23 protein-coding genes are annotated in these 22,003 nt (G+C 61.7%); 15 read left to right on the top strand and 8 right to left on the bottom strand.

The window, feature by feature from the left end:
• The first annotated feature begins 18 nt into the window (after nt 1–18).
• The 5 genes from BRA49_RS13030 (at nt 19) to BRA49_RS13010 (ending at nt 5,532) form a co-directional block, all read left to right on the top strand.
• Nucleotides 19–1,167 (top strand): LL-diaminopimelate aminotransferase, encoded by a 1,149-nt coding sequence (locus BRA49_RS13030; protein ID WP_292386665.1) that lies wholly within the window; start codon nt 19–21, stop codon nt 1,165–1,167.
• Complete coding sequence (gene lysA / locus BRA49_RS13025) at nt 1,164–2,456, top strand: diaminopimelate decarboxylase (RefSeq protein ID WP_292386553.1); 1,293 nt, start codon at nt 1,164–1,166, stop codon at nt 2,454–2,456. Before BRA49_RS13030 ends, lysA begins: the two co-directional genes overlap by 4 nt.
• Before the next feature lie 6 nt (nt 2,457–2,462).
• Nucleotides 2,463–3,752: a nucleotide-binding protein gene (locus tag BRA49_RS13020; RefSeq protein ID WP_292386552.1), complete on the top strand. Its 1,290-nt coding sequence runs from the start codon at nt 2,463–2,465 to the stop codon at nt 3,750–3,752.
• 107 nt (nt 3,753–3,859) lie between these two features.
• Nucleotides 3,860–4,834, top strand: coding sequence for a DNA repair and recombination protein RadA (gene radA, locus BRA49_RS13015; RefSeq protein ID WP_292386551.1), 975 nt, complete (start codon nt 3,860–3,862; stop codon nt 4,832–4,834).
• Complete coding sequence (locus BRA49_RS13010; protein ID WP_292386550.1) at nt 4,828–5,532, top strand: phosphoglycolate phosphatase; 705 nt, start codon at nt 4,828–4,830, stop codon at nt 5,530–5,532. The genes radA and BRA49_RS13010 overlap by 7 nt, the downstream gene beginning before the upstream one ends.
• Here BRA49_RS13010 and BRA49_RS13005 read toward each other — a convergent pair.
• The 3 genes from BRA49_RS13005 to BRA49_RS12995 form a co-directional block, all read right to left on the bottom strand.
• Entirely contained in the window at nt 5,514–5,765 is a 252-nt protein-coding gene (locus BRA49_RS13005) for a PRC-barrel domain-containing protein (protein WP_292386549.1), read from the bottom strand. The genes BRA49_RS13010 and BRA49_RS13005 overlap by 19 nt on opposite strands.
• A 343-nt stretch (nt 5,766–6,108) precedes the next feature.
• Nucleotides 6,109–6,318, bottom strand: coding sequence for a histone family protein (locus tag BRA49_RS13000; RefSeq protein ID WP_292386548.1), 210 nt, complete (start codon nt 6,316–6,318; stop codon nt 6,109–6,111).
• Between the two features lie 144 nt (nt 6,319–6,462).
• Entirely contained in the window at nt 6,463–7,344 is an 882-nt protein-coding gene (locus tag BRA49_RS12995; protein WP_292386547.1) for a CBS domain-containing protein, read from the bottom strand.
• Between the two features lie 48 nt (nt 7,345–7,392).
• Between BRA49_RS12995 and BRA49_RS12990 the strand changes: the two genes are divergently transcribed.
• Entirely contained in the window at nt 7,393–8,373 is a 981-nt protein-coding gene (locus BRA49_RS12990; RefSeq protein ID WP_292386546.1) for an NOG1 family protein, read from the top strand.
• Here BRA49_RS12990 and BRA49_RS12985 read toward each other — a convergent pair.
• On the bottom strand, nt 8,312–9,217 hold the full coding sequence (locus BRA49_RS12985) for a presenilin family intramembrane aspartyl protease PSH (protein WP_292386545.1): 906 nt from the start codon (nt 9,215–9,217) through the stop codon (nt 8,312–8,314). The genes BRA49_RS12990 and BRA49_RS12985 overlap by 62 nt on opposite strands.
• A 57-nt stretch (nt 9,218–9,274) precedes the next feature.
• Here BRA49_RS12985 and BRA49_RS12980 point away from each other — a divergent pair, with 57 nt between their 5' ends.
• From BRA49_RS12980 to BRA49_RS12960, 5 genes are all read left to right on the top strand, one after another.
• Nucleotides 9,275–9,589 carry a hypothetical protein gene (locus BRA49_RS12980; protein ID WP_292386544.1) on the top strand — a complete coding sequence of 105 codons (315 nt, stop codon included), beginning with the start codon at nt 9,275–9,277 and terminating at the stop codon, nt 9,587–9,589.
• 46 nt (nt 9,590–9,635) lie between these two features.
• Complete coding sequence (gene fen / locus BRA49_RS12975; RefSeq protein ID WP_292386543.1) at nt 9,636–10,637, top strand: flap endonuclease-1; 1,002 nt, start codon at nt 9,636–9,638, stop codon at nt 10,635–10,637.
• Between the two features lie 318 nt (nt 10,638–10,955).
• Nucleotides 10,956–12,455, top strand: a complete 1,500-nt coding sequence (locus BRA49_RS12970; RefSeq protein ID WP_292386542.1) for a DUF2193 domain-containing protein — start codon at nt 10,956–10,958, stop codon at nt 12,453–12,455.
• 12 nt (nt 12,456–12,467) lie between these two features.
• Complete coding sequence (locus BRA49_RS12965; protein ID WP_292386541.1) at nt 12,468–12,683, top strand: DUF2180 family protein; 216 nt, start codon at nt 12,468–12,470, stop codon at nt 12,681–12,683.
• A 62-nt stretch (nt 12,684–12,745) separates the two neighbouring features.
• Nucleotides 12,746–13,489: an MIP/aquaporin family protein gene (locus BRA49_RS12960; RefSeq protein ID WP_292386540.1), complete on the top strand. Its 744-nt coding sequence runs from the start codon at nt 12,746–12,748 to the stop codon at nt 13,487–13,489.
• Between the two features lie 21 nt (nt 13,490–13,510).
• On the opposite strand, the gene BRA49_RS12955 is transcribed toward BRA49_RS12960, so the two are convergent.
• The 3 genes from BRA49_RS12955 to BRA49_RS12945 form a co-directional block, all read right to left on the bottom strand.
• Nucleotides 13,511–15,130, bottom strand: a complete 1,620-nt coding sequence (locus BRA49_RS12955; protein ID WP_366900738.1) for a thiamine pyrophosphate-binding protein — start codon at nt 15,128–15,130, stop codon at nt 13,511–13,513.
• Nucleotides 15,111–15,311, bottom strand: a complete 201-nt coding sequence (locus BRA49_RS12950) for a rubredoxin (RefSeq protein ID WP_292386539.1) — start codon at nt 15,309–15,311, stop codon at nt 15,111–15,113. Before BRA49_RS12950 ends, BRA49_RS12955 begins: the two co-directional genes overlap by 20 nt.
• A gap of 76 nt (nt 15,312–15,387) precedes the next feature.
• Nucleotides 15,388–16,344, bottom strand: a complete 957-nt coding sequence (locus tag BRA49_RS12945; RefSeq protein WP_292386538.1) for a slipin family protein — start codon at nt 16,342–16,344, stop codon at nt 15,388–15,390.
• Nucleotides 16,345–16,433: 89 nt separating this feature from the next.
• Between BRA49_RS12945 and nfi the strand changes: the two genes are divergently transcribed.
• The 4 genes from nfi to BRA49_RS12925 all read left to right on the top strand — a co-directional run bounded on the left by nfi (nt 16,434) and on the right by BRA49_RS12925 (nt 21,170).
• Nucleotides 16,434–17,144, top strand: coding sequence for a deoxyribonuclease V (gene nfi / locus BRA49_RS12940; protein ID WP_292386537.1), 711 nt, complete (start codon nt 16,434–16,436; stop codon nt 17,142–17,144).
• Nucleotides 17,145–17,303: 159 nt separating this feature from the next.
• Nucleotides 17,304–18,494, top strand: a complete 1,191-nt coding sequence (locus BRA49_RS12935; protein ID WP_292386536.1) for an FprA family A-type flavoprotein — start codon at nt 17,304–17,306, stop codon at nt 18,492–18,494.
• Nucleotides 18,495–18,606: 112 nt separating this feature from the next.
• Entirely contained in the window at nt 18,607–19,632 is a 1,026-nt protein-coding gene (locus tag BRA49_RS12930; protein WP_292386535.1) for a phosphoribulokinase, read from the top strand.
• An 80-nt stretch (nt 19,633–19,712) separates the two neighbouring features.
• A complete protein-coding gene (locus tag BRA49_RS12925; protein WP_292386534.1) occupies nt 19,713–21,170 on the top strand; it encodes a TrkH family potassium uptake protein in 1,458 nt (485 codons plus the stop codon).
• Between the two features lie 18 nt (nt 21,171–21,188).
• Here BRA49_RS12925 and BRA49_RS12920 read toward each other — a convergent pair whose 3' ends face one another.
• Nucleotides 21,189–21,812: a hypothetical protein gene (locus tag BRA49_RS12920; RefSeq protein WP_292386533.1), complete on the bottom strand. Its 624-nt coding sequence runs from the start codon at nt 21,810–21,812 to the stop codon at nt 21,189–21,191.
• Between the last annotated feature and the right edge of the window lie 191 nt (nt 21,813–22,003).

Below are 22,003 nucleotides of genomic sequence, written 5' to 3'. Positions count from 1 at the left end.
CATGCGCAATATCTGGTGATGTACGCAAGACGCATGGATCACCTTCCCCCATACCTTTTTGCACGCATTGACGCGATGAAAGAGGAGAAAATGCGCCAGGGTGTCGATGTCATCGACCTCGGGGTCGGCGACCCCGATCTCCCCACCCCGCCGCACATCGTGGAGGCGCTCTGCACCGCGGCCCGGGACCCGAAAAACCACCACTACCCCTCCTACACCGGCATGCTTGCCTACCGCGAGGCAGTGGCCGACTGGTACCGGGGCCGGTTCGGCGTCGACCTGGACGCGAAGAAAGAGGTCCTCGCCCTCATCGGGTCCAAGGAGGGCATTGCGCACATCGCCGAGGCCTTCGTCAACCCGGGCGAGGTCGTCCTTGCCTCCGACCCCGGCTACCCGGTCTACAAGACCTCCACGCTCTTTGCCGAGGGGAAAGTCCATGAACTCCCCATCCGGGCGGAGAACAACTTCCTCCCGGTGCTCGAGGATATCCCCGCCGACGTCGTGAAGCAGGCGAAACTGATGTTCATCAACTACCCGAACAACCCCACGGCCGCAATAGCCCCCCTCTCGTTCTTCGAGGAGGTCGTCGAGTTCGCGCGGGAGCATAACATCGTCGTCGTCCACGACAACGCCTACTCCGAGATCACCTTCGACGGCTACAAGGCGCCCTCGTTCCTCGAGGTCGACGGCGCGATGGAGGTCGGTATCGAGATGCACTCGCTCTCGAAGACCTACAACATGACCGGGTGGCGGATCGGGATGGCCTGCGGGAACCCCGAGATCGTCGCCGGGCTCGGCCGGGTCAAGACCAACGTCGACTCGGGCGCGTTTGACGCCATCCAGCACGCCGCGATCACGGCGCTCACCGGTCCCCAGGACTGCGTGCAGCACGCCTGCGGCATCTACCAGGAGCGGCGGGACGCCCTCGTGAAAGGCCTCACCGATATCGGGCTTGACGTCCGGGCACCGAAGGCGACCTTCTACGTCTGGGCGCCGGTCGACGACTGCATGGCTTTCTCGGCGAAGCTCCTCGACCAGGCAGGGATCGTCGCGACGCCCGGAGTCGGGTTCGGGAAGAACGGCGAAGGGTTCGTCCGGTTCGCGATCACCCGGTCGATCGAGCGGATCAACGAGGCGGTCGAGCGGATGCGGGGGCTTGACCTGTGATCCTCCCCTCCCACCTCTCGGTTCGGGACGGCCGCCTCGCGATCGGCGAGCACGACACGGTCGACCTCGCCCGGCAGTTCGGCACTCCGCTCTACGTCACGAGCGAGGACCGGATCCGCGAGAACTTCCAGAGGCTCTCCGGGGCGCTCACCGCCCACTACCCGAAGATCCGGGTCCTCTACGCCGCAAAGGCGAACGGCAACCTCGCGGTATTCCGGACCCTTGCCTCGATGGGCGCGGGAGCGGACGTCTTCTCCGCGGGAGAGGTCGCACTCGCCCTCGCCTCCGGGATGCGCCCGGCCTCCCTCCTCTTCAACGGGAGTTCTAAGACCCCGTCCGACCTCGTCCTCGCCGTCGAGAAGGGGATCCGGGTCTCGGTCGACTCGCCCGACGAACTCCGGCAGCTCGACGCCGCGGCCGGCGAAGCGGGGAGGACTGTCGATATCGCCTTCAGGGTCAACCCGGCGATCGAGGTCCCGACCCACCCCAAGATCGCAACCGGGCTTGCGACGAGCAAGTTCGGCATCCCGGCAGCCCGGATCCTCGATGCCTACCGTGAGGCGCTCGCCCTCGAGCACGTCAACCCCATCGGGATTCACTGCCACATCGGTTCGCAGATCCTGGCCGTGGAGCCCTTCGCCCACGAGGTCGAGGTCCTGATCGGCGTCGCCCGCGACCTGATCGAGATCGGGGTGAACCCGAAGTTCATCGATATCGGGGGCGGCCTCGGCATCCCCTACCACCGGGAGACCGACCGGGCCCCGACACCGGAGGAGTACGCCGGCGCGGTCATGCCGGTCTTCCTCCGCGGCATCAAAGAACTCGGGATCGAGCCCGAACTCTGGGTCGAGCCCGGCCGGTGGCTCGTCGCCGACTCGACCCTTCTCCTGACAAGGGTCAACTCCGTCAAGACCGCCCACAAGACGTTCGCGAACGTCGACGCAGGGTTCAACCTCCTCGTCCGGCCGACGATGTACGACTCCTACCACGCGGTCGTCGCGGCAAACAAGGCCGACGCCCCCGCCGTGCAGGAGTACTCCGTCACCGGGCCGATCTGCGAGACGGGCGACATCCTCGCAAAAGACCGGATGCTTCCCGAACTTGCGGCCGGCGACATCATCGCGGTGCTCGACGCCGGGGCTTACGGGTTTGCGATGTCGTCGCAGTACAACAGCCGTCCCCGGTGCGCCGAGGTCCTCCTCGCAGGCAATAAGGCCGCCCTGATGCGCCGGGCCGAGACGGTCGATTACCTGACCGCCCCGATGATGACGCCGCCGTGGCAGGAATGAGATGACGTGAACTTCCACTACCTCCTGGTCGACGACCTCCTCAAAAAAGAGGAGTTCGAGTGCCGGGTGGAGGAGAAGGTGGCGGAGGCGGGGGACCTCCTCGATGAGCGGACCGCGGCGATGCTGGTCGTCAAAGACCTCGGCCGTTCGCACGTCCGGATCCGCGAGATCCCCGGGGCCTCAAGCCTCGTCTGCTTCTTCGCGAAGGTCCTTGAGGTCGGCGAGCCGAAGGAGTTCGAGCGGCAGGACGGCACGACCGGGATCGTCGCGAACGTGACGGTCGGTGACGAGACCGGGAGGGCCTGGCTGACCCTCTGGGACGAGAAGGCCGGCGGTGTCCGCGAGATCGAGCCGGGCGACGTGCTCGAGATCCTCGGCCGGCCGAAGGGCGGCGGGAAAGTTCCCGACGTCACCGCCCTCGCCGTCCAGAAGGCGGCCTGCGAGATCGCCTGCCCGGAGGTGACGGAGGCCTCCGCCGCTTCCCTCGGCCCGGCAGGAGACCTCGAGGTCAGGCTGATATCAGTCGGGAACCCGCGGACGTTCAAGCGGCGCGACGGGGGCGAGGGAGAGATGGTCGAGGCGGTGGTGGGAAACGAGGACGGTGTCTTCCGGCTCGTCGCCTGGGCCCCGGCCGTCCTCCTCGGAGTGGAAGCGGGAGAAAACGTCGTCATCCGTGGGGCCACGGAACGCGATGGCGAGCGGGGCATCGAGTACAGCCTCGGCGAAGCGGCGTCCGTCTCCCGCTCTGATCGGGAGATCGTCCTCCCGCTCGACACCCTTGCAGATGTAGAGGAAGGAAGGTCCTACTCGTTTACCGGAACGGTTGTGCGCGTGCAGCCACCTCACTCGTTTGTCACGCGGAGCGGGAGGCGGTCCTCGGTCCGGAACCTGGTCCTCACTGACGGGACGAACGAGATCCCGGTCGTCATCTGGGGCGAGAAAGCGGAGGATCGCCTGGTGCCCGGCGACCGGATAGAGGCCTACAACGCGATCGCCAAACGCGGGCGCTACGGGGATGTCGAACTCCACCTCTCGTGGGGGAGCGCCCTCGTTCTCCTCGCAGAGGAGGAGAAGGAGGTGGAAGTCGTTGGGACGATCATCGCCACCGGGCAGGGGATCTGCATCGATACCGGCGACGCCTGCTACCTCCTCGACAGGCAGCTGCCCGTCGGGTATGTTGTGCGCGCGAGAGGCACGGTGCACCGGGGCGTGATCAGCCTCCACTCTCTCAAGACCGTATTTCCCGATCAGGAAGAGTTGCGGCGCCGCCTGGATCGGCTCTCCAGGGTATCCTGATCTCTATCTTCACTTTCACCCCGCACGGCGAGCGACCTTTATGTCTCACGCTATAGACTCTAAGTGTACCTTAGTAGAACACACCTAGAGATCAAGTGAGGAATGAGATGTCAGAGATTGATCTTGAAGATTTACCGGGCGTCGGAACCACCACTGCCGACAAACTCCGCGAGGCCGGATACGGGACCGTCGAGAGCATAGCAACGGCCACCACATCGGATCTTGCCGAGGCGGCCGAGATCGGTGAGGGAACCGCAAAGAAGGTGATCCTCGCCGCCCGGAAGATGGCGGATATCGGCGGATTCAAGACCGGCCGGGACATCCTGGACAAGAGAAAGGATATCAAGAAACTCAAGACCCTGGTCCCCGAGTTCGACGAACTGGTCGGCGGGGGCCTTGAGACACAGGCGATAACGGAGGTCTACGGGGAATTTGGGTCGGGTAAGAGCCAGCTCGTCCACCAGATGGCCGTCAACGCCCAGCTCCCCGAAGACCTCGGCGGCCTCGCCGGCGGGGTCATCTACGTCGATACCGAGAACACCTTCCGCCCGGAGCGGATCGAGCAGATGGTCAACGGGCTCCCGGAGGAAGCGGACCTCGGACCGATCGAGGAGATCCTCGAACGGATCCACGTCGCCCGGGCGCACAGCTCCGACCACCAGATGCTGCTTCTTGAGACCGCACGAGAACTTGCAAACGAACTGCGGAACTCCGACTACCCGATCAGGCTCTTCGTCATCGACTCGTTGACGTCCCTCTTCCGGTCGGAGTACGCAGGAAGAGGCACCCTCGCGGCCCGGCAACAGAAGTTGAACCGTCACATGCACGACCTCCTGAAACTGATCGACGACCACAACGCCGTCGGTCTCGTGACCAACCAGGTGATGTCGAACCCCGCCGTCCTCTTCGGCGACCCCACAAAACCGATCGGCGGCAACATCGTCGGACACACGGCAACCTTCCGGCTCTACCTCCGAAAGAGCAAGGGCGGTAAGAGGGTCGCCCGCCTGGTGGACAGCCCCAACCTCCCTGAGGGCGAGGCGGCGTTCATGGTCGAACAGGCAGGGCTCAAACAGTGTTGAAGGCGCTCGTCACGGACGTCGACGGCACCATCACCGACCGGCGGCGGCGGATCAACACCGCCGCCGTCGAGACCATCCGCACGCTCGTCGATGCCGGCATAGAAGTGGTGCTCGCAAGCGGCAACACCGTCTGCTTCATGGACGGGCTCTGCAAGATGGTCGGGACGGACGGGACCATCATCGGGGAGAACGGCGGCGTTTACCGGAGGGGGTTTGCAGGCATCCTCCAGGTCCCTGGCGACCGGAAGACCTGCCTTGAGGCGTTTGAAATCTTGAGGGAGTATTTTGCCGGGAAGGGCACTGAGCTCGAACTCTTCGGCGCGCATTACCGGTTCGCCGATGTGGCCTTTGCCCGGACCGTCGACCCGGATGAAGCGCGGGCGGTCATTCGCGACCGCCACCTTCCCGTCCGGGTGCTCGACACCGGGTTTGCCATTCATCTCCAGGTTCTCGGCGTGAACAAGGGGACGGCGCTCGCGGAACTCGCCGGAGATATGGGTATCCTTCCGGACGAGATGATGGCTATCGGGGACTCAGAGAACGACATCGAGATGCTTGAGGCTGCCGGCATCGGCGTCGCGGTGAGAAACGCCACGGCCCCGACACGAGCGGCGGCAGACTGGGTATCCCCGGGAGCGTATGGGGATGGATTCGTAGAAGCGGTGAAAAAGTATTATCCCTACTTCTTCAGCAGGTAGCGGTCGACCACAACATAGTCTTTTATATCTTTCACTGCCTCAAACGGCACGAGCATCTTGTCCCCATCGGTCCGGTAACCATCGGTTCTGAATGTCTCGTCAGGTTTGACGATCAGGTCGACCACCTGCCCCGTATTGAGGTCGACCATGATGTTCTTGATGGTCCCGATGAGCATGCCATCGTTACTCATCACTCTCTTCCTGGCAAGGGCACGGCAGAAGGTTTTGCTCATACAGAACCGTGGGGCGTTTGTACTATTTAAATCTTTTAAATTCCTCAAAATCACAGAAAAACCGCATTACAGGTTCTTTATCCGGAAGCGTTGCCGTCGACCGTTGCCCGTCGGGGAACGGGTGGGATTTCAAGGACAGGGGGTCTCGCTCTCAAACCAGCCGCAAACGAAGGTCTTCACCCTCCTCACACCATCAGCGTATCGCAACGCTTCGCCGCGATCCTGAAGTGCGGCGGGTTTTACTCGTTTCGCACGCGAAGATTCGTCTGCTCCGCAGCGAACGCCCTTCCGGGTCAACCGGCAGGGAGCGTTCCTGTACCATAAAATAGGAGTTAGGGTTAGTTCATCTCACAGTCTCGGCTGCCATCCGGACATCCGTTGCCTTGACCGTCTTTCTGCCCGCGTGACCAGCCAGTTTAATTGCTTCTTTCGCGATCCGTGATGCGTACTGTTCCATCAATTTTGCGAGCTCTTCATTGGCATCGGAACTCACGCGTTCCGCGCCGGACTTCTTCACGATTCTGCCAACTGGTGCCAGAGGTATATCTGTCATGATCTCATTTCCCCCTTTTCATTGAGTTCTGTGAAATGTGCTCTCACACAGAACTCGTTTGACAGAAGCACCATAGGTATTCTCATATAAATAGTTATCCGTCTCCTGAGGGGTTGAAGCGCCAAATTCAGAACGGGGAGGGGATCAAAGTGAGGGAAAGACCCGAATTATATCGGTCTGAGTAACAATGCCGACGGGCTTACCGTCCTCGACCACAATCAGTCTCCCTACTTCCCGTTCCTTGAATCGCCGCACAAGCTCATAGAGCCGGATCGACGACGACACCTGAACCACACTGCGGGTCATGACCTTTGAAACCGGCGCATCCAGCATCAGGCCCTCGTCCAGGCCCCGAGCAACATCGCTCAACGTCACGATGCCCGCAAGGTCGTCACCCTCGCTCATCACCGGTGCCCCGTGAATGTGGTGACAATTGAAGAGGTGGACCGCATCACGGAGGGTGGCGGAGAGCGGCAGGGTCAGGAGCGGAGTGCTCATGTAGTGCTTGATCGTCTGTTTCGGGAGGGATATCATCTCAGCGACACTGATCAGGAGCGCCTGCTGGTTTTCGTCCATCCCGAAGATCTCACCGCGGACGAGCAGTTTGTTCACCGGCGTGGGCCCGATCGAGACCATGTCGCCGACTTTGAAGAGTTTCACGCTCCCGATGATCCTGACCATCGCGTGACAGAGGTCCGGGTGACAGAGGGTGGTGAACCCGAGCTCCGCGACCCGCACGCCCTTCACCTTCTCGCCGTCGCGGAAGATCGGCACCTCGGACTGGTGCTCGAGGTCGCCGAGATTCAGCTCCTTGTATGCATTGGCGGTCGGGCTATACCCGCCCTTTGGACCGGGCACGCCGTCTACGAGCCCGAGCGCCTTCAATGCCTGCATCTGGTTGCGGACCGTGCCGGGGTTGCGCTTCAGCACATCCGCGATCTCCTCACCTTTTATAGAGTGGGAGGACTGATGATATAGAGTAATCAGGGTTATCAGGATGTCCTTCTGAATTGGAGAGAGATCCATAATTATCAGTCATAATACGTTGTTTAAATACATTAGGTTGTGCGTACAGTGGAGTTTGAAACTATCCCGACCGTTCCGACGGCGGACGAAGTGCTCGACCGCAGTCTTCGCAGGGCGGCAGCCAAGAGGAAACTAAAGATCAACGTCGATCGGGCAAACGAGGAGTTCGTGAGAGCCGTCGCGAAAGCCATCCATGATAAATTAAAGAGCGTGGTCAGCTCGTTCCCGAGCTTTGAGCGCCTCCCTCCCTTCTACCAGGAGGTGGCCGAGATCCTGGTCTCGCTCGACCGGCTGAAGAAGTCCCTCGGCGCCGTCACCTGGGCGGCCGACCAGGTCTGGGTTATCGGCTCCGGTTACACCCGTAGTATGCGGTCTGCGGAAGATACAGGCCCAAAACGGCGACAGGCCGTCGCCCGCATCGCCTCCATCGTCCACCAGATAGAGGACGACCTCATATACCTCAATGAAGCGCGAAACCTCCTGCGGAAACTTCCGCACGTGAGCGAGGACGAGTTCACGGTGGTGGTGGCCGGGTTCCCGAACGTAGGGAAATCTTCGTTCATCAGGCTCGTCTCAACGGCGGACCCCGAGATCGCCGCCTACCCCTTCACCACAAAGGGGGTCATCGTCGGTCACCGCAAGATCGGAAAGCGCGACCGCATCCAGTTCATCGACACACCGGGCGTCCTCGAACGGCCTGCAAACGAGAGGAACCCCATCGAGCGGCAAGCAGTAAGCGCCATCATCAACACGGCCGACATCGTCCTCTTCATCCTGGACGCAAGCGAGCACTGCGGCTACTCGCTCGACGACCAGGTCCGGCTCCTCGATGAGATACGCCGGCTCGTCGACGTCCCGGTGGTGACCGTCGTCAATAAGGCAGATATCCGGGGGATCGAAGGCTACCCGGCGATGTCCACGCTCACCGGGGAAGGGGTGGAAGAGGTGCTCGACCTCCTGCTCACATTCAGAAAGGAAGCCACGAAAACGAGCCTGCGAGAGCCGCCCCAACCAGAAACCCAAGAATAGCCCCGCCGTTTAAGGGAGGGAGCCCCGCCTGGGGCTTGCCTCTGTTGACGAAGTATAGGAGCGCGGCGAGGCCTGCAAGCGATCCCGCCATCGCGCCGATCGTCGGGGCGGAGAGGACCCAGAGGACCGCAGGCGCATCCACAAAGACGTGCGACGATATCACGAGGATGGAAGGCATGATCAGGTCGCCCATACCCATGACGAACGCGCCGCGCTCCTCCCCCTCCTCGATCCTGAGACCCTCCCGCCGGAATGAGTAGTCCATTCTCTTCGGGACCACGACCATGATGGGGGCTTTCGTCTCAAGGACGCCCTCGGCAAGCGTGATCATATGTTTTGTCCGATAGACCGATATGGCATCGTAGACCGCGAGCAGCACAAGCAGCACGAGCACCGGCAGGATGGCAAGGGATATACCGAAGATTGAGGCGATGCCCGCGGAGATCAGCACGCCGAGGGTGTCGATGACGTACCACTCCGGGTAGAGGTAGAGGAGCGCTGTCGCCGCCCCGGCAGCGATGAGCGTCCCGGCGGCGGCGACGCCGGTCGCCCCGAGCGCGAGGCTGAAGAGCGCCCCGAATATGTAGAGGAACGTCATGAATATGGAAATCCCGATGAAGACGGAGATGAGCCGTCGACCTCCCACCCGGATCAGGAGGAGCAGGACCAGCGTGAAGGCGAGCAATATCCCGATGAAGAGGAGTGGATTTGCAACCGATTCGGGATCCTCAAATGCCACAAGCCCCGCTGCCTGCATGGGGAGGACGAGGATGACGGCAATCACCTGGACAAACAGGAGCATAAGGGGCATTCCAAGAAGTGGCAGCCAGTCGCGTATCTGCATCACAAATCTCCATTCACTATAGGTAGGTTAATTAATGCATCCTCATTACTTTAAAATATGGAGATTCGCGAACTCATCGGCGACATCGTTCTCACCATCGTGATGGTGGTCTCCACCGTCGTGCTGGTGATGCGATTCTGGCAGGACCTGACTATAGCAGTTGCTGCGACGTTCATGATGCTCTCTCTCGGGGGGCTGCTCATCTCTCTCGGTATAAAGATTGTGAGCCTCGAGCAGAGCGTCGCACAGCGGGAGCGCACCATGCGCGTGAACATGGAAGAGATGGGGAAGACGATGAGCGCCAAGTACGACAACACCGTGAGCCACATCGAGGAGATTGTTGACGGGCTCTCCCGGCGGATGTACCGGTGAGGAGAACCGCCATCTTAATGGCCTTTCCCCCTCATGAATAAGTAGCATGGGCGTTGCGATCCGAGATATCCTGGCAGACTGTAAAGAGACGTTGACCTGGGACGCCCTCACCGGCACCGCCGCAGTGGACGCCCATAACGCGCTCTACCAGTTTCTCTCGATCATCCGGCAGCCTGACGGCACGCCGCTGATGAACAGCTCAGGAAGGGTCACCTCACACCTCTCGGGCATCCTCTTCCGGACGGTCAACTTCCTGGAGAAAGGCATAAAACCGGTCTTCGTCTTTGACGGGAAGCCGCCGGAGTTCAAACAGGAGACGATCCGGGAGCGGCGGGCAGTCCGGACAAGGGCCGACGAGGCCTGGAAGACAGCGCTGAAAGAGGGAGATACGGAGGAGGCGTACAGGCAGGCGAGCGCGTCCACCCGTATCGACGGTCAGATCATAGCGTCGTCCCACGAACTCCTCGACCTGCTCGGCATTCCCCGGGTGCAGGCGCCGAGCGAAGGCGAGGCACAGGCGGCCCATATGGCGCGGAGGGGGATGGTCACCTACGCGGTCTCGCAGGACTACGACTCGCTCCTCTTCGGCTCCCCGGTGCTGGTCCGGAACCTCACGATCAGCGGCAGGCGAAAGATGCGGGGGCGGACGATCACGGTGAACCCTGAGAGGATCGTCCTCTCCCCCCTCCTCAACTGCCTGGGTGTCACACGAGAGCAACTCGTCGAGATCGGCATCCTGGTGGGCACGGACTTCAATCCGGGCATCCGGGGCGTCGGCGGCAAGACAGCCTTGAAGGCCGTGCGAAACGGTGAGTTTGAGTCGATGATTGCAGAGAGACTGCCCGACTTCGACCCCGGACCCATCCGGGACTTCTTCCTCGATCCGCCGGTCACCGACGATTACACGCTCGAGTGGAAGCCGCCTGACGTCGACGGGGTCATAGAGATGCTCTGTGGGCGCTACGACTTCTCGGAAGAGCGGGTCCGGAGCTCACTCGCCAGGGTCTCGGTGAAGGCGACGCAGAAGACGCTGGATGCCTGGTTTTGATACGCGAAACGACTAAAAATCTACCTTTTTTCCGGGACAACTGCTCCGGAGGACGACACAACTGATATATGCGAGACGGCCAAATATGCCAGTTGACGAATCTCCACCAGGCCATCATGGCAGGATGGGGGGTGCAGAGACTGACAGCAAACAGCAAGAACCACCGTTCAAGATCCCTGACCATCATCGACCTTTCGCTCTCCACATTCATCCGGCCCCCTTCCCGGGACCACGCCACCCTCCGTCGCTCAGAGCCGTTCTGCTAACTCCGGCGGTCCCTGTGGGATCGCCGTCAAACGACATCGAGAGGCGACAGATATGAGAGAACTCTACGAGAAGATGATAAACGAGGCCATGGCCGCCCAGCGGGCGGACGTGGATACGGTAAAGGCAAAACGCGGTCAGAAATTCGTCATCGAGGACACGAAACCCTACGTCGACGTAGCAAAGAAGATGACGGCGATCGGCGACCAGAGCCAGGCAGTCATCGACCTGCACAAGGACTCGGTGGTCGCGCACTACGAGTCCCTCAAGGGCCTTACGACGACTGTCCGTCCCGAAGACGACCCGTTCGTCGAGCACTACCAGACACCCGTGGTACTCGAGATCCTGAAAGGCCAGGACGAAGCGTTCGCAAAAAGCGTCGACGCCTTCGTCCAGGCGATCGCTGATGCGGAGGCCCGGATCGGTCTCGAGGCGGTGCGGCACTACGGTGGGTTCTACGGCCCTACCTGCGTCGTCGACTTTGCACTGATCCCGGGGAGCACGAGCAACGTGGTGAACCAGGTGCTGCAAAAGACCGAGATTCCGGTCGAGCACAAGCGGGCGATCCTCGCCGCCAAATCGTGGGGCATGAACACCTCCTACGGTTTCGGCGACGCCTTCGCCCACGCCCTCGAGGCAGGAGCCACCCCCACCGAGGCGACGGCAAAAGAGATTGCGACGATGCAGAAGATTTACCGCGAACCGGTCGAAGCCCAGGCGGAACTGATGGATGAGGCCGGGATGACCTCCTTTGACCAGCGGAAGTATATGAGTGAGTACCGGCGCCGCATGGAAAGGACGATCAAGGCCGCCATCGACGACGATGTTCACTACGGCAACATCCTGACCGTCCCGGCCTACAGCGTCGGCGACGTCTCCCACCACATCGCGCAGACGACCTTTAACATGTGCAAGGACGATGTCGTCATGGCGACGATCGAGGCGGTCACCGAGGTAATGGAGTCCTCGCTCCGGAGATCGTTCGACTCCTACAAGAATTACTGGGACGTCCTCTCGGTCGCGACCGGGTCGTCTGCCGCCGCAACCGAGTATATCCTCCAGCTCGACGGGTTCAACGCACCCATGATCGTCGACCTGCTCACGAAGAGATTCCACAACTACGTCCAGATCTACCCGTCTCGGGGAGCGGCGGCGGAACTCCATAACTGCGACTTCATGGACATGATCTATCGCGGATGGAAACTCCTCGACAAGGCACAACGGAACGCGAACGGTTCCGGTGAGGAACCGGTCCCCATGATCGGCAAGTATCCCGTCGACCTCTCGCCCATTCGCAAGAACGAGGTGCTGATGAACCCGCAACGGTATGTCTACGCGGCCTGTGCGATATCTGTCCGGTTCGCCGCCCTGATGAGCCTTGCCGACTACCCGTGCCTCCTGACGAGCGAGCCCGTGACCGCGACGATGATGACGAACATCATCGCTCTCGAGAAAGAGACGGCAGCCGCCCCGGTGCGGGCCTGCAAGAACTGCGCCTCTGCGTGCCTGATCGACATGCGGCACGGGTACTGCCAGTGGAGAGAGGCGGTCTGAGGAGGAACTGCCATGAAGTGCTACTACTGCGCCCTTGAGGGGAAGGAGAGCGAGGCGGTGGCAATCTGCATCGTCTGCGGGATGGGGCTCTGCATGGATCACGCCATCAGGAAAGATATCGATCTCTGGGAGGGGGGCTATCCCCTTCCCAGCAAGCGCGTGAAGGCGCCGTTGCCGAGGATTCTCTGTCCCGAGTGTTATGCTGCCCTGTACGAGAAGGGGAAGTGAGGCACACACCACCGACCTTTTTGGTCGGCTCCTCGTAAAACCTATACCAATCTGGTGAAACCATGACTGTTACTCTAGGAAAACGGTGCATCGCCGAGGCCGTCGGTACATTCATCTTGGTCTTCTTCGGAGCCGGTGCAGCCGTCGTCACCCTTATGCTTGCTTCAGGGACCACCCCGTCGACTCCGTTCAACATCGGGATCGGGGCGCTCGGGGGCCTCGGCGACTGGCTCGCCATCGGGCTTGCCTTCGGTATCGCCATCACCGGGTCGATCTACGCGTTCGGGAGGATATCGGGATGCCACATCAATCCGGCGGTGACGATAGCCCTCTTCGCTACCCGGCGGTTTCCTGCGCTCGATACGGGTGCGTACGTCGTCGCCCAGTTCATCGGCGCGGCGGCCGCAAGTCTCCTCTTTGCCTGGGCGGTCGGCCCGGACGCCGTCACCATCGGGGGCCTCGGGGCAACGACCCCCTTCCCCGGTATCGGCTACCTGCAGGCGATCGTCATCGAGACTATCGGTACGTTCCTCCTGATGTTCGTCATCATGGGCGCCGCCGTCGACGAGCGGGCCACGCCGGGCTTTTCCGGCCTCGCAGTGGGCCTTGCCGTCGCGGGCATCATCACGACGACCGGGAACCTGACCGGCGCTTCGTTGAACCCTGCCCGTACGTTCGGGCCGTATCTCGGGGACTGGCTGCTTGGCGGGTCGAACCTCTGGACGTTCTTCCCCATCTACATCATCGGCCCCATCGTCGGTGCCGTAGTCGCTGCGTTCCTCTACGACTACCTCTCCGGCGAATGAACCTCCCCTTCCCTTTTTTCCTCACTGGAATCGCTTTGGGTCGGTCTCGATATCGACGATAACGGGCTTGTCCATCGCCAGTGCACGGAGGACGGCGTCCCGGAGGTCCCCCGGCCGGGTCACCCGTATCCCGGCGCCGCCGGAGGCCTCCGCATACGCCGCAAAGTCGGGGTTCGTGAGGTCGGTTCCGAAGGGCGGGTAGTCCGCTTCCCGTTGCTCTTCGCGGATCATGGCGAGATCGTGGTTGTTCAGGACCGCCACGACGATCGGGAGGTCGTACTTGACCGCCGTGGTGAAGTCGGCCATGACCATGGCAAACCCCCCATCCCCGGTGATGCAGACGACGCTCTTCTCCGGATAGGCTAATTTTGCCGCAATCGCCCCGGGGAGCCCAAATCCCATCGTCCCGAGGTAGCCCGACATCGCGAACCGCTGCCGCTTCATCCGGAAGTTCCGCCCGAACCACCACTGGTTCTCCCCGACGTCAAGCGATATGACCGCATCCTCCGGCAGGGTCTCTGAGAGGACCTTCATGATGTAGGGCGGGCGAATGGGAACGGCAGCCGGGTCGGCTTCCCGGTCGAGCCGGTCGCGCCATTCCTGCTTCTTCTTCGCGAGCCACTGCCGGGTCCCGGAGTCATCCCGAGGCCGGACCCGCTCACGGATCCGGGGTATGGCAATGGCGCAGTCCCCCCAGACCCCGACCGCAAGCGGGTGCTTCCCGAGCTGGAGCGGGTCGATATCGATATGGACGGCCGGTTTCTCCGGCGGGATCCCGGTGAGGTCGGAGAAACTCGCCCCGCAGGCGATCACCAGGTCCGATTTCAGGACGAGTGTCAGGGCATGCGGCGTCCCGAGCTGCCCGTGGAGCCCGGCAACCCACTCGTTCTCGTCGGGGAGGATGCCCTTCGCCCGGAAGGTGGTGACGATCGGCGCCTGGATCGTCTCCGCGAGGTCGAGGACCGGACCGGCCGCACGCATGGCCCCGAACCCCGCGAGGATGACCGGTCGTGCGGCGCCGTCGATCGCCTCCGCCGCGGCCGCGACGGTCTCGTCGGTCGGCGCAACCCCGACCTCCGGGAGGCAGGTCTCGCGCTCGCAGTAGGTTGCATCAAGCGGTTCTCGCTGGATATCGTTCGGGAGCGAGAGTTGGGCAACGCCGCGGGCGACGGCAGCGTAACGCAGCGCCCGGGTGAGGAGTTTGACCGCCGTCGTCGGGTCGGCGACGGTGTTGTTGAAGACCGTGATAGGCCGGAAGAAGGCGTCCTGGTCGATCTCCTGGATGCCGCCGGGCCCGGCATACTGCGTCTGGACCTGGCCATTCAATGAGAGGACGCTTGCATGGTCTTCCTTTGCATCGTACAGACCGGTCGCAAGGTTCGTCGCCCCCGGCCCGGCGATGGTCAGGCAGACCGCCATCTTTCCCGTGAGTTTGTTGTAGGCGGACGCGGCGAGGGCCGCGGTCTGCTCGTGCCGGACGACGATGTACCGGGAGTTCCTGTTCCTCCGGACCGCATCCACGAGCGGGAGCGCCGACGCTCCGGGCATACCAAAGTAGAGGTTGACCCCCCACGCTTCCAGCTCCGCTACCATCACGTCGGCCACCGTCGTTGCAGCCCCTTCAAAGGTCGTCTTCTTCATCCGTCTTCACCTCTTCCTCTTCATCAACCCGCACAAATGCTCCCTTTCCCACGGTGCAGCGGGGACACCGCCAGTCGTCGGGGAGATCCTCAAACAGCGTCTCCGGCAGAATACCGGTCTCAGGGTCTCCCGCCTCCTCATTGTACTCGTAATCGCAGACACTGCATACCCATCGTCCCATACCGTTCACGTCCCGGAGGTGACCTGCCGTACCCCGTCCACGTATAAAAATGCCCCGGGACCCGGGGTCGGCCGGGTCAGGGGGCGCCGGGTTCGGTCGCCGGCGGCTTGCGGGACTTCGCTTCGCCGGCCGTCGATCCCCGGCGGTCCCCATTATCCTCCATCGTGTTCTTCGCGAGCGCCGAGAGGCCGAGGGTGGTGCCGAGGTTCATCGTGTCGAGGACCGATGCCGGGACGAGGACGAGCGTCGCTTTCTCCTTGAGGCCCTCATACAGCATGTTCATCGCCCGGAGGTGGAGGGCGGTCGGGTTGTCCTGGTAGGTCCGTGCCGCCTCCTCGAACTTCTTTGCAACCTGGAGCTCGGAGTCGCCGAGGATCACCCGCGCCTGCCGCTCCCGCTCCGCCTGGGCCTGCATGGACATCGCGTCCTGGAGCTCGCGGGGGATCAGGATATCCCGGATCTCCACTGAACTGACGTGGATCCCCCACTGCTCGGTCCGGACGTCGATGATCCGCTGCAGCTCCGCGTCGAGCTTCTCCCGGCCCTCGAGCATATCGGCGAGGTTGGACTTCCCGATGACTTCCCGGAGCGCCGTCTGTGCCGCCCAGCTGATGGCGGACCGATAGTCCTCGACCTCCAGCGCCGCCTTCTCCGGGTCCCGCACGCGCCAGAAGAGGACCGCCTCGACGTCGACCGGGACCGTGTCGCGGGTGAGGGTCTTTTCCGCACGGAACGAGGTCGTGATCGTGCGGAGATCGATCCAGTAGGCCACCGTATCGATGAAGGGTACGATGGCGAAGATGCCCGGACCGCGGAGGCCCGAGAACCGGCCCAGGTGGAGTACGACCGCTTTCTCCCACTGGTCGGCGATCTGCAACGAGGCGGCAACGATCACCCCCACGAGGACGATGGCGGCGCCGGCCCAGACGAGGAGGGAGAGACCGGGAGTCGTGAGGGCGGCGTAAACGACCAGCACTCCAACGAGTGCGATCACGATGGCAATTACATAGCGAAGCGGGTTCTGTCGGGTCATACGTTGTTACCCGCGGGGTGCTGTACGCACAAAGTATATAATAATAGTTTTATAGGACAGCGTGAATCAAAGCCACAACGGAAGCGTTCATGGAGATCAACGAGACCCACCCGTTTGACCTTGCCCCGGCGGAGGCCGTCCGCCTCCAGGAGACGCTCCGGAAGAGGATCAGCCTCTCCGGCGATATCGATGAGGTCACCCTCCTCGCCGGCGCCGACGCCTCCTACGCGAAGGGCTCAAACGAGATCCATGCGGTCGTCGTCGTCCTCCGTTACCCCGATCTCACCGTCGTCGAACGGGTCTCTGCCTCTATCGAGACATCATTTCCCTACATACCGGGGCTCCTCACCTTCCGGGAAGGTCCCGCTCTCCTTGAGGCGTTCCGACGACTCCGGTCCGAGCCGGACGTCATCTTCTTCGACGGGCAGGGGATCGCCCACCCCCGCGGCCTCGGCATCGCAAGCCACATGGGCGTCTTGCTTGACCGGCCCACCGTCGGGGTCGCAAAGAGCCTCCTCGTCGGCACGGTGACGGAGCCCGGCCCCGCCAGGGGTTCGACGAGCCCGGTGCTCCGGAACGGCGAGACGATAGGGATGGCGGTCCGGACGAAAGAAAGGACGAAACCGGTCTATGTTTCCGTGGGTCACCGTATCGACCTCCTCTCTGCAGTCGATCTCGTCCTCGCGACCGCCCGTGGGTACCGGCTCCCGGAACCGACCCGGCAGGCCCATCTCTTTGCAAACACCGTCCGGAGGGAGGGAGACCGGGGCGAGAGGCAGACCAGCCTCCCCTCCGGGTGAGGGAGACGAAACCGTTATCAGCGTTCGGGCCGGATAAACGTTCACCGACCGGCACGCTGGAAAACCATGGCCGGTTGCAGCCTACGGAGTGTGAAAGATGTCAGGAAACCACCCACAGACACCGTATAATGGTCGGAATGTACCCGGGGGAGGCAGAGCATGACGCCACGTGAGATCGTGCCGGGCGTCTTCGCCGTCGGGGCCATCGACTGGGACCGCCGGATCTTCGACGAACTGATCCCAACCCCCGACGGCACCTCCTACAACAGTTACCTGCTACGGGGCAGCGAGAAGACGGCATTGATCGATACCGTCGACCCGTCGAAGTTTGCGGACCTCACGGCGAACCTGGACCGGCTCGGGGTCGATAAGATCGACTACATCATCGCGAACCATGCCGAGCAGGACCATTCGGGCTCGATACCGGCGATGCTCGGCCGCTACCCCGGGGCGAAGGTGGTGACGAACCAGAAGTGCCGGGACTTCCTCGTCGACCTCCTGCAGATCCCCCAGGACCGGGTCATTGTCATCAGCGACGGCGATACGCTCACCCTCGGGGATCGGACACTCGAGTTCATCTTCGCCCCCTGGGTTCACTGGCCGGAGACGATGCTGACCTACCTCCCCGAAGACCGGATCCTCTTCTCCTGCGACCTCTTCGGCTCGCACTACGCGACGAGTTCCCTCTACGTCCCCGACGAGGGGGCAATCTACGAGTCCGCGAAACGCTACTACGCCGAGATCATGATGCCCTTCCGGTCAAGCATCAAAGCGCACCTCGCGAAACTCGCAGCACGTGAGATCGCCGTGATTGCCCCGAGCCACGGCCCGGTCTACGACAGGCCGGCGTTCATCATGGACGCCTACCGTGACTGGACAGGCGACGACGTCAGGAACGTGGTGGTGCTGCCTTTCGTCTCCATGCACGGGAGCACCCAGGCAATGGTCGACCACTTCACCACCGCCCTGATACAGCGTGGTGTCCAGGTCCATCCGTTCAACCTCACGAAGACGGATATCGGCGAACTTGCAAAGGCCCTGGTGGATGCAGCCACAGTCGTGATCGGGACCCCGACACTCATCTTCGGTCCCCACCCGCAGGTGGTCTACGCCGCGTACCTCGCAAACCTCCTTCGCCCGAAAACCCGGTATGCGTCGGTGATCGGGTCCTACGGCTGGGGCGGGAAGACCGTTGATACCCTTGCAAGTATGCTTGATCGGCTCAAGGTGGAGTTGATCGAACCGGTCTACATCAAGGGCTACCCGAGAGAGGGGGACTTCGCGGCGCTGGACCGGCTCGCCGACGCGATCCGGAAGAAGCACGAAGAAGCGGGGATCATCCCGTCATAGACTCCTGCAAGAGGGTGAATTCCTGCCGGCTTCCCTCTTTTTGTCCGAAACTTCTTCGTCCGGCACCGAAATCTTAACAGTGCGGGATACCGACCGAACAGTGAGCTGAGTTATGGCATCATCCGACTTCAAGAGAGTCATTGCAGAGTCGCCCTACGTCTTTATCATCGGCGTGGCGGGAGACAGCGGAAGCGGCAAGACCACATTCACCCGGGCTATCCGGGAGATCTTCGGAGAGGAACTCGTCTCCACGATCACCATCGACGACTACCACAGGTACGACCGCCGGGAGCGGAAGGTTCTCGGGATCACGCCGCTTGTCCCCGAGGCGAACCGGTTCGACCTGCTCGAAGAGCACCTTATCGCCCTCAAAGCAGGAGAGACGATCCAGAAACCCGTCTACAACCACGACAACGGGATGTTCGATCCCCCGGTGCCGTTTAACCCCACGAAGATCCTTATCCTCGAAGGGCTGCACCCCTTCGTGACCAAAAAGATGCGGGACCTGATCGACTTCAAACTCTACGTGGACCCGGACCCCGACGTCAAACGCGCCTGGAAGATCAAACGCGACGTGGATAAGCGGGGATATTCGGTGGATGCGGTCATCCAGGAGATGGAAGACCGCAAGCCCGATTTCGAGCAGTACGTCGCGCCCCAGTGCCGGTTCGCGGACGCAGTCATCAGGATCGCCTTCTCGAAGTACGGGAGGGAAGCAAGCGAGAAGCGTAACATCTACCATGTCACCCTCTGCCAGAGTAAACTCGATAAGAGTATCCGGGACGTCGACCTTTCCATCGACCTCTTCGGGCTCCTCTCACTCTCCCAACGGAACTTCATGGTCGAGTTCACGACCGAGGACATCGGGGGAAAGGCAATGGGGGCGCTCACGTTCGACGGGGAGTTAAATGAAGCCGTGGTGAAAAAACTGGAGAAGAACATCGAGATCCAGACACAGGTGAAGCCCATCGACCTTCTCCAGAACGTGGATTACCTGACGGCCGGGGATATGGCCCAGCTCATCCTCGCCTGGCGGATCATCAACCGGCGTATCTTCATCGAAAGCGCGCCGGGAGCCGCCGGCGAGGAAGAGGGGGCTTCGATCGGCAACGGTGCATCCATATGCGGTCGCCGGTGATTCCAGGCGCTTTTTGGCCTCTAAATAGCCAAAAATCCTGCAGGAGAAAATAGATAAGAGTTCCCGGAGAAGATGTACCGATGGACAGGATCGAGCAGTTCTCGACCATCGCACCCGATATCGGCAACATCTTCCGGTATATGAGCGTCGCCACAGGAGTGCCGCTCCTCGTAGCGGTGGTCTACCGGGAGTGGGAGATGATCCTGCCCATGCTCTCTGTCCCGGTCACCCTTTTCCTCCTTGGGATGCTCCTTGTCCGGGTACCCCGGGAGGAGCGAGAGGCACCCCTCTCCGCCGCCCTCATGGCCGTCGCCCTGATCTGGCTCGCGATGGCGCTGGTGAGCGCTCTGCCGTTCAGCCTCGGGCTCGGTACCCCCTACCTCGACGCCGTCTTCGAGGCGATGTCGGGGTGGACCGATACGGGTCTGACGATGATGCGGTCCGTCGACGACCTGCCCCAGACGCTCCTCTTCTGGCGGTCGTTGATGCAGTGGCTCGGCGGCCTCGGGATCGTCTCCTTCACCATCGCGATGGCCTCAAGGACCGGGCTGACCCAGTTCCGCCTCTACCGCTCGGAAGGACGCTCGGAAGCGCTGATGCCGAGCGTCGTCGCAACAGGCATGGAGATGTGGAAGATCTACATGGTGCTGACCGCCGCATCGATCGGGCTCGTTCTCCTCTCGGGGATACCCCTCTGGGACGCGGTGAACATCGCCCTTGTCACAATCTCCACCGGGGGGTTCTCCATCCACTCGGCAGGGATCCCCTTCTATAATAACCCGTTCCTTGAGGTCCTCGTCGTCCCGATCATGATCGCCGGCGCTCTGCCGTTCAAACTCTACTATATCCTCTACCGTCAAAACGGCGTGCGGTTCTTCGACGACCAGCAGGCACGCCTTCTCTTCATGCTCATCGCGCTCGGGATCGTCGTGATAGCGTGGGACCTCGTCACACTCAACGCAACCGATATCCCTACCGCCATCCGCCAGGCGCTCTTCATGTCGGCGGCGGGAATCACCAGCACCGGGTTCCAGGTCGCCTCCCCCAACGAGTGGGCGAGCGTGACGGTCCTCTTCCTCTCGATGCTGATGGTCATCGGCGGGGCGTCGGGGAGCACCGCCGGCGGGATCAAGCTCTCCCGGGTAGTCCTCGGCTTTCAGAGCCTGCTCTGGTGGTTCCGGCGGATGTTCGTCTCCGGGAACGTGCTCGTGCCCTTCAAGTACGACGGCAAAGTGATCCCGAAGAACGTCGCCGACCTCGAGGTCTCCCGGAACATGCTGACTATCATGCTCTACTTCCTCTCGATCTTCGTCGCCACGGTGCTTGTGATGCATCTGCAGCCGACGGCATTCGACTCAAGCAACGTGATCTTCGAGGTCGTCTCCGCCATGTGCAACAACGGCATGACCGCAGGATTCGTCTCACCTGACATGGCCGATCCGGCGAAGGTCCTCTTCATCTTGATCATGTGGATAGGGCGCCTCGAGATCATCCCGGTGATCATGCTCGTTATGGGAGTCTTCAAGCGGTTTGACTGAACCAAAAAGGGGTGCCGGTTATTCCGGCTGGTAATGGGTGTAGAGGTCGTCCACCGTCGCCCGGTCCCCGCTGCTCGTCACAAGGAGGTCCATGTAGGTATAGACCTCAGGGGCATCCGCCTTCAGGAGCGCCGGGGAGACGTGGTAGAGCATGAAGGCCTCAGCGAAGAGCGCTGCCTTCCACTCCTCGCCGGGGGGTGCGCTGACCCGGGAGAGGTACGACCCGGAGTTTATCTCCAGCGTCTCAAAGACCATGCTCTCGTCAAACCCCATGGTGCGGTAGACCCGATACCCGACCTGCTGGACGAAGACCTCGTCGGCCCGCGCCGGATCCCTGTCCGAGCGGATGTAGATGGCATTCTCGCCGGGGACGTAGAGACCGCTCGTGCTGCTCCCGGAAGCATCCTGCTGCTTGAAGACAGCGTTATTGCTGTCGATGTAGACAGTGAGGTCCTCCATAAACTCTTCTCTGATCTTGGTGCTCTGCTGTAGCACCAGGGCCTCTGCAAGTGCCGCTTCAGCGCCGCTCCCATCCCTGTTCTCCAGGCGGAAGCCGGTGACCGGGCTCACTGAGAAGGCCGAACAGACGACGGCGATGAGAATAAGCGCCGCAATCAACCGTGATCGAAACCGTGGGTCCATCGTACTCCTTCCTGCTTAACCAGGGGTTTATACTTTAGTGTTATATACATTTCTAATAATAAAAAACAGAGGATTGTAATCAAATTAGTTAAATAATGGTAAATATAGATTATTTTATGAAAGTAATTGGTTTAACGCACGTTCTATATTGCAGTGAGATATATATAATTGAACATTGCAAACACCATCCG

It is taken from the genome of Methanoculleus sp. UBA430 (genome assembly GCF_002506585.1).
Taxonomy (GTDB): domain Archaea; phylum Halobacteriota; class Methanomicrobia; order Methanomicrobiales; family Methanoculleaceae; genus Methanoculleus.
The sequence above is the reverse complement of the archived record's forward strand: the minus strand, read 5'-3'. Positions and strand labels throughout refer to the sequence as shown.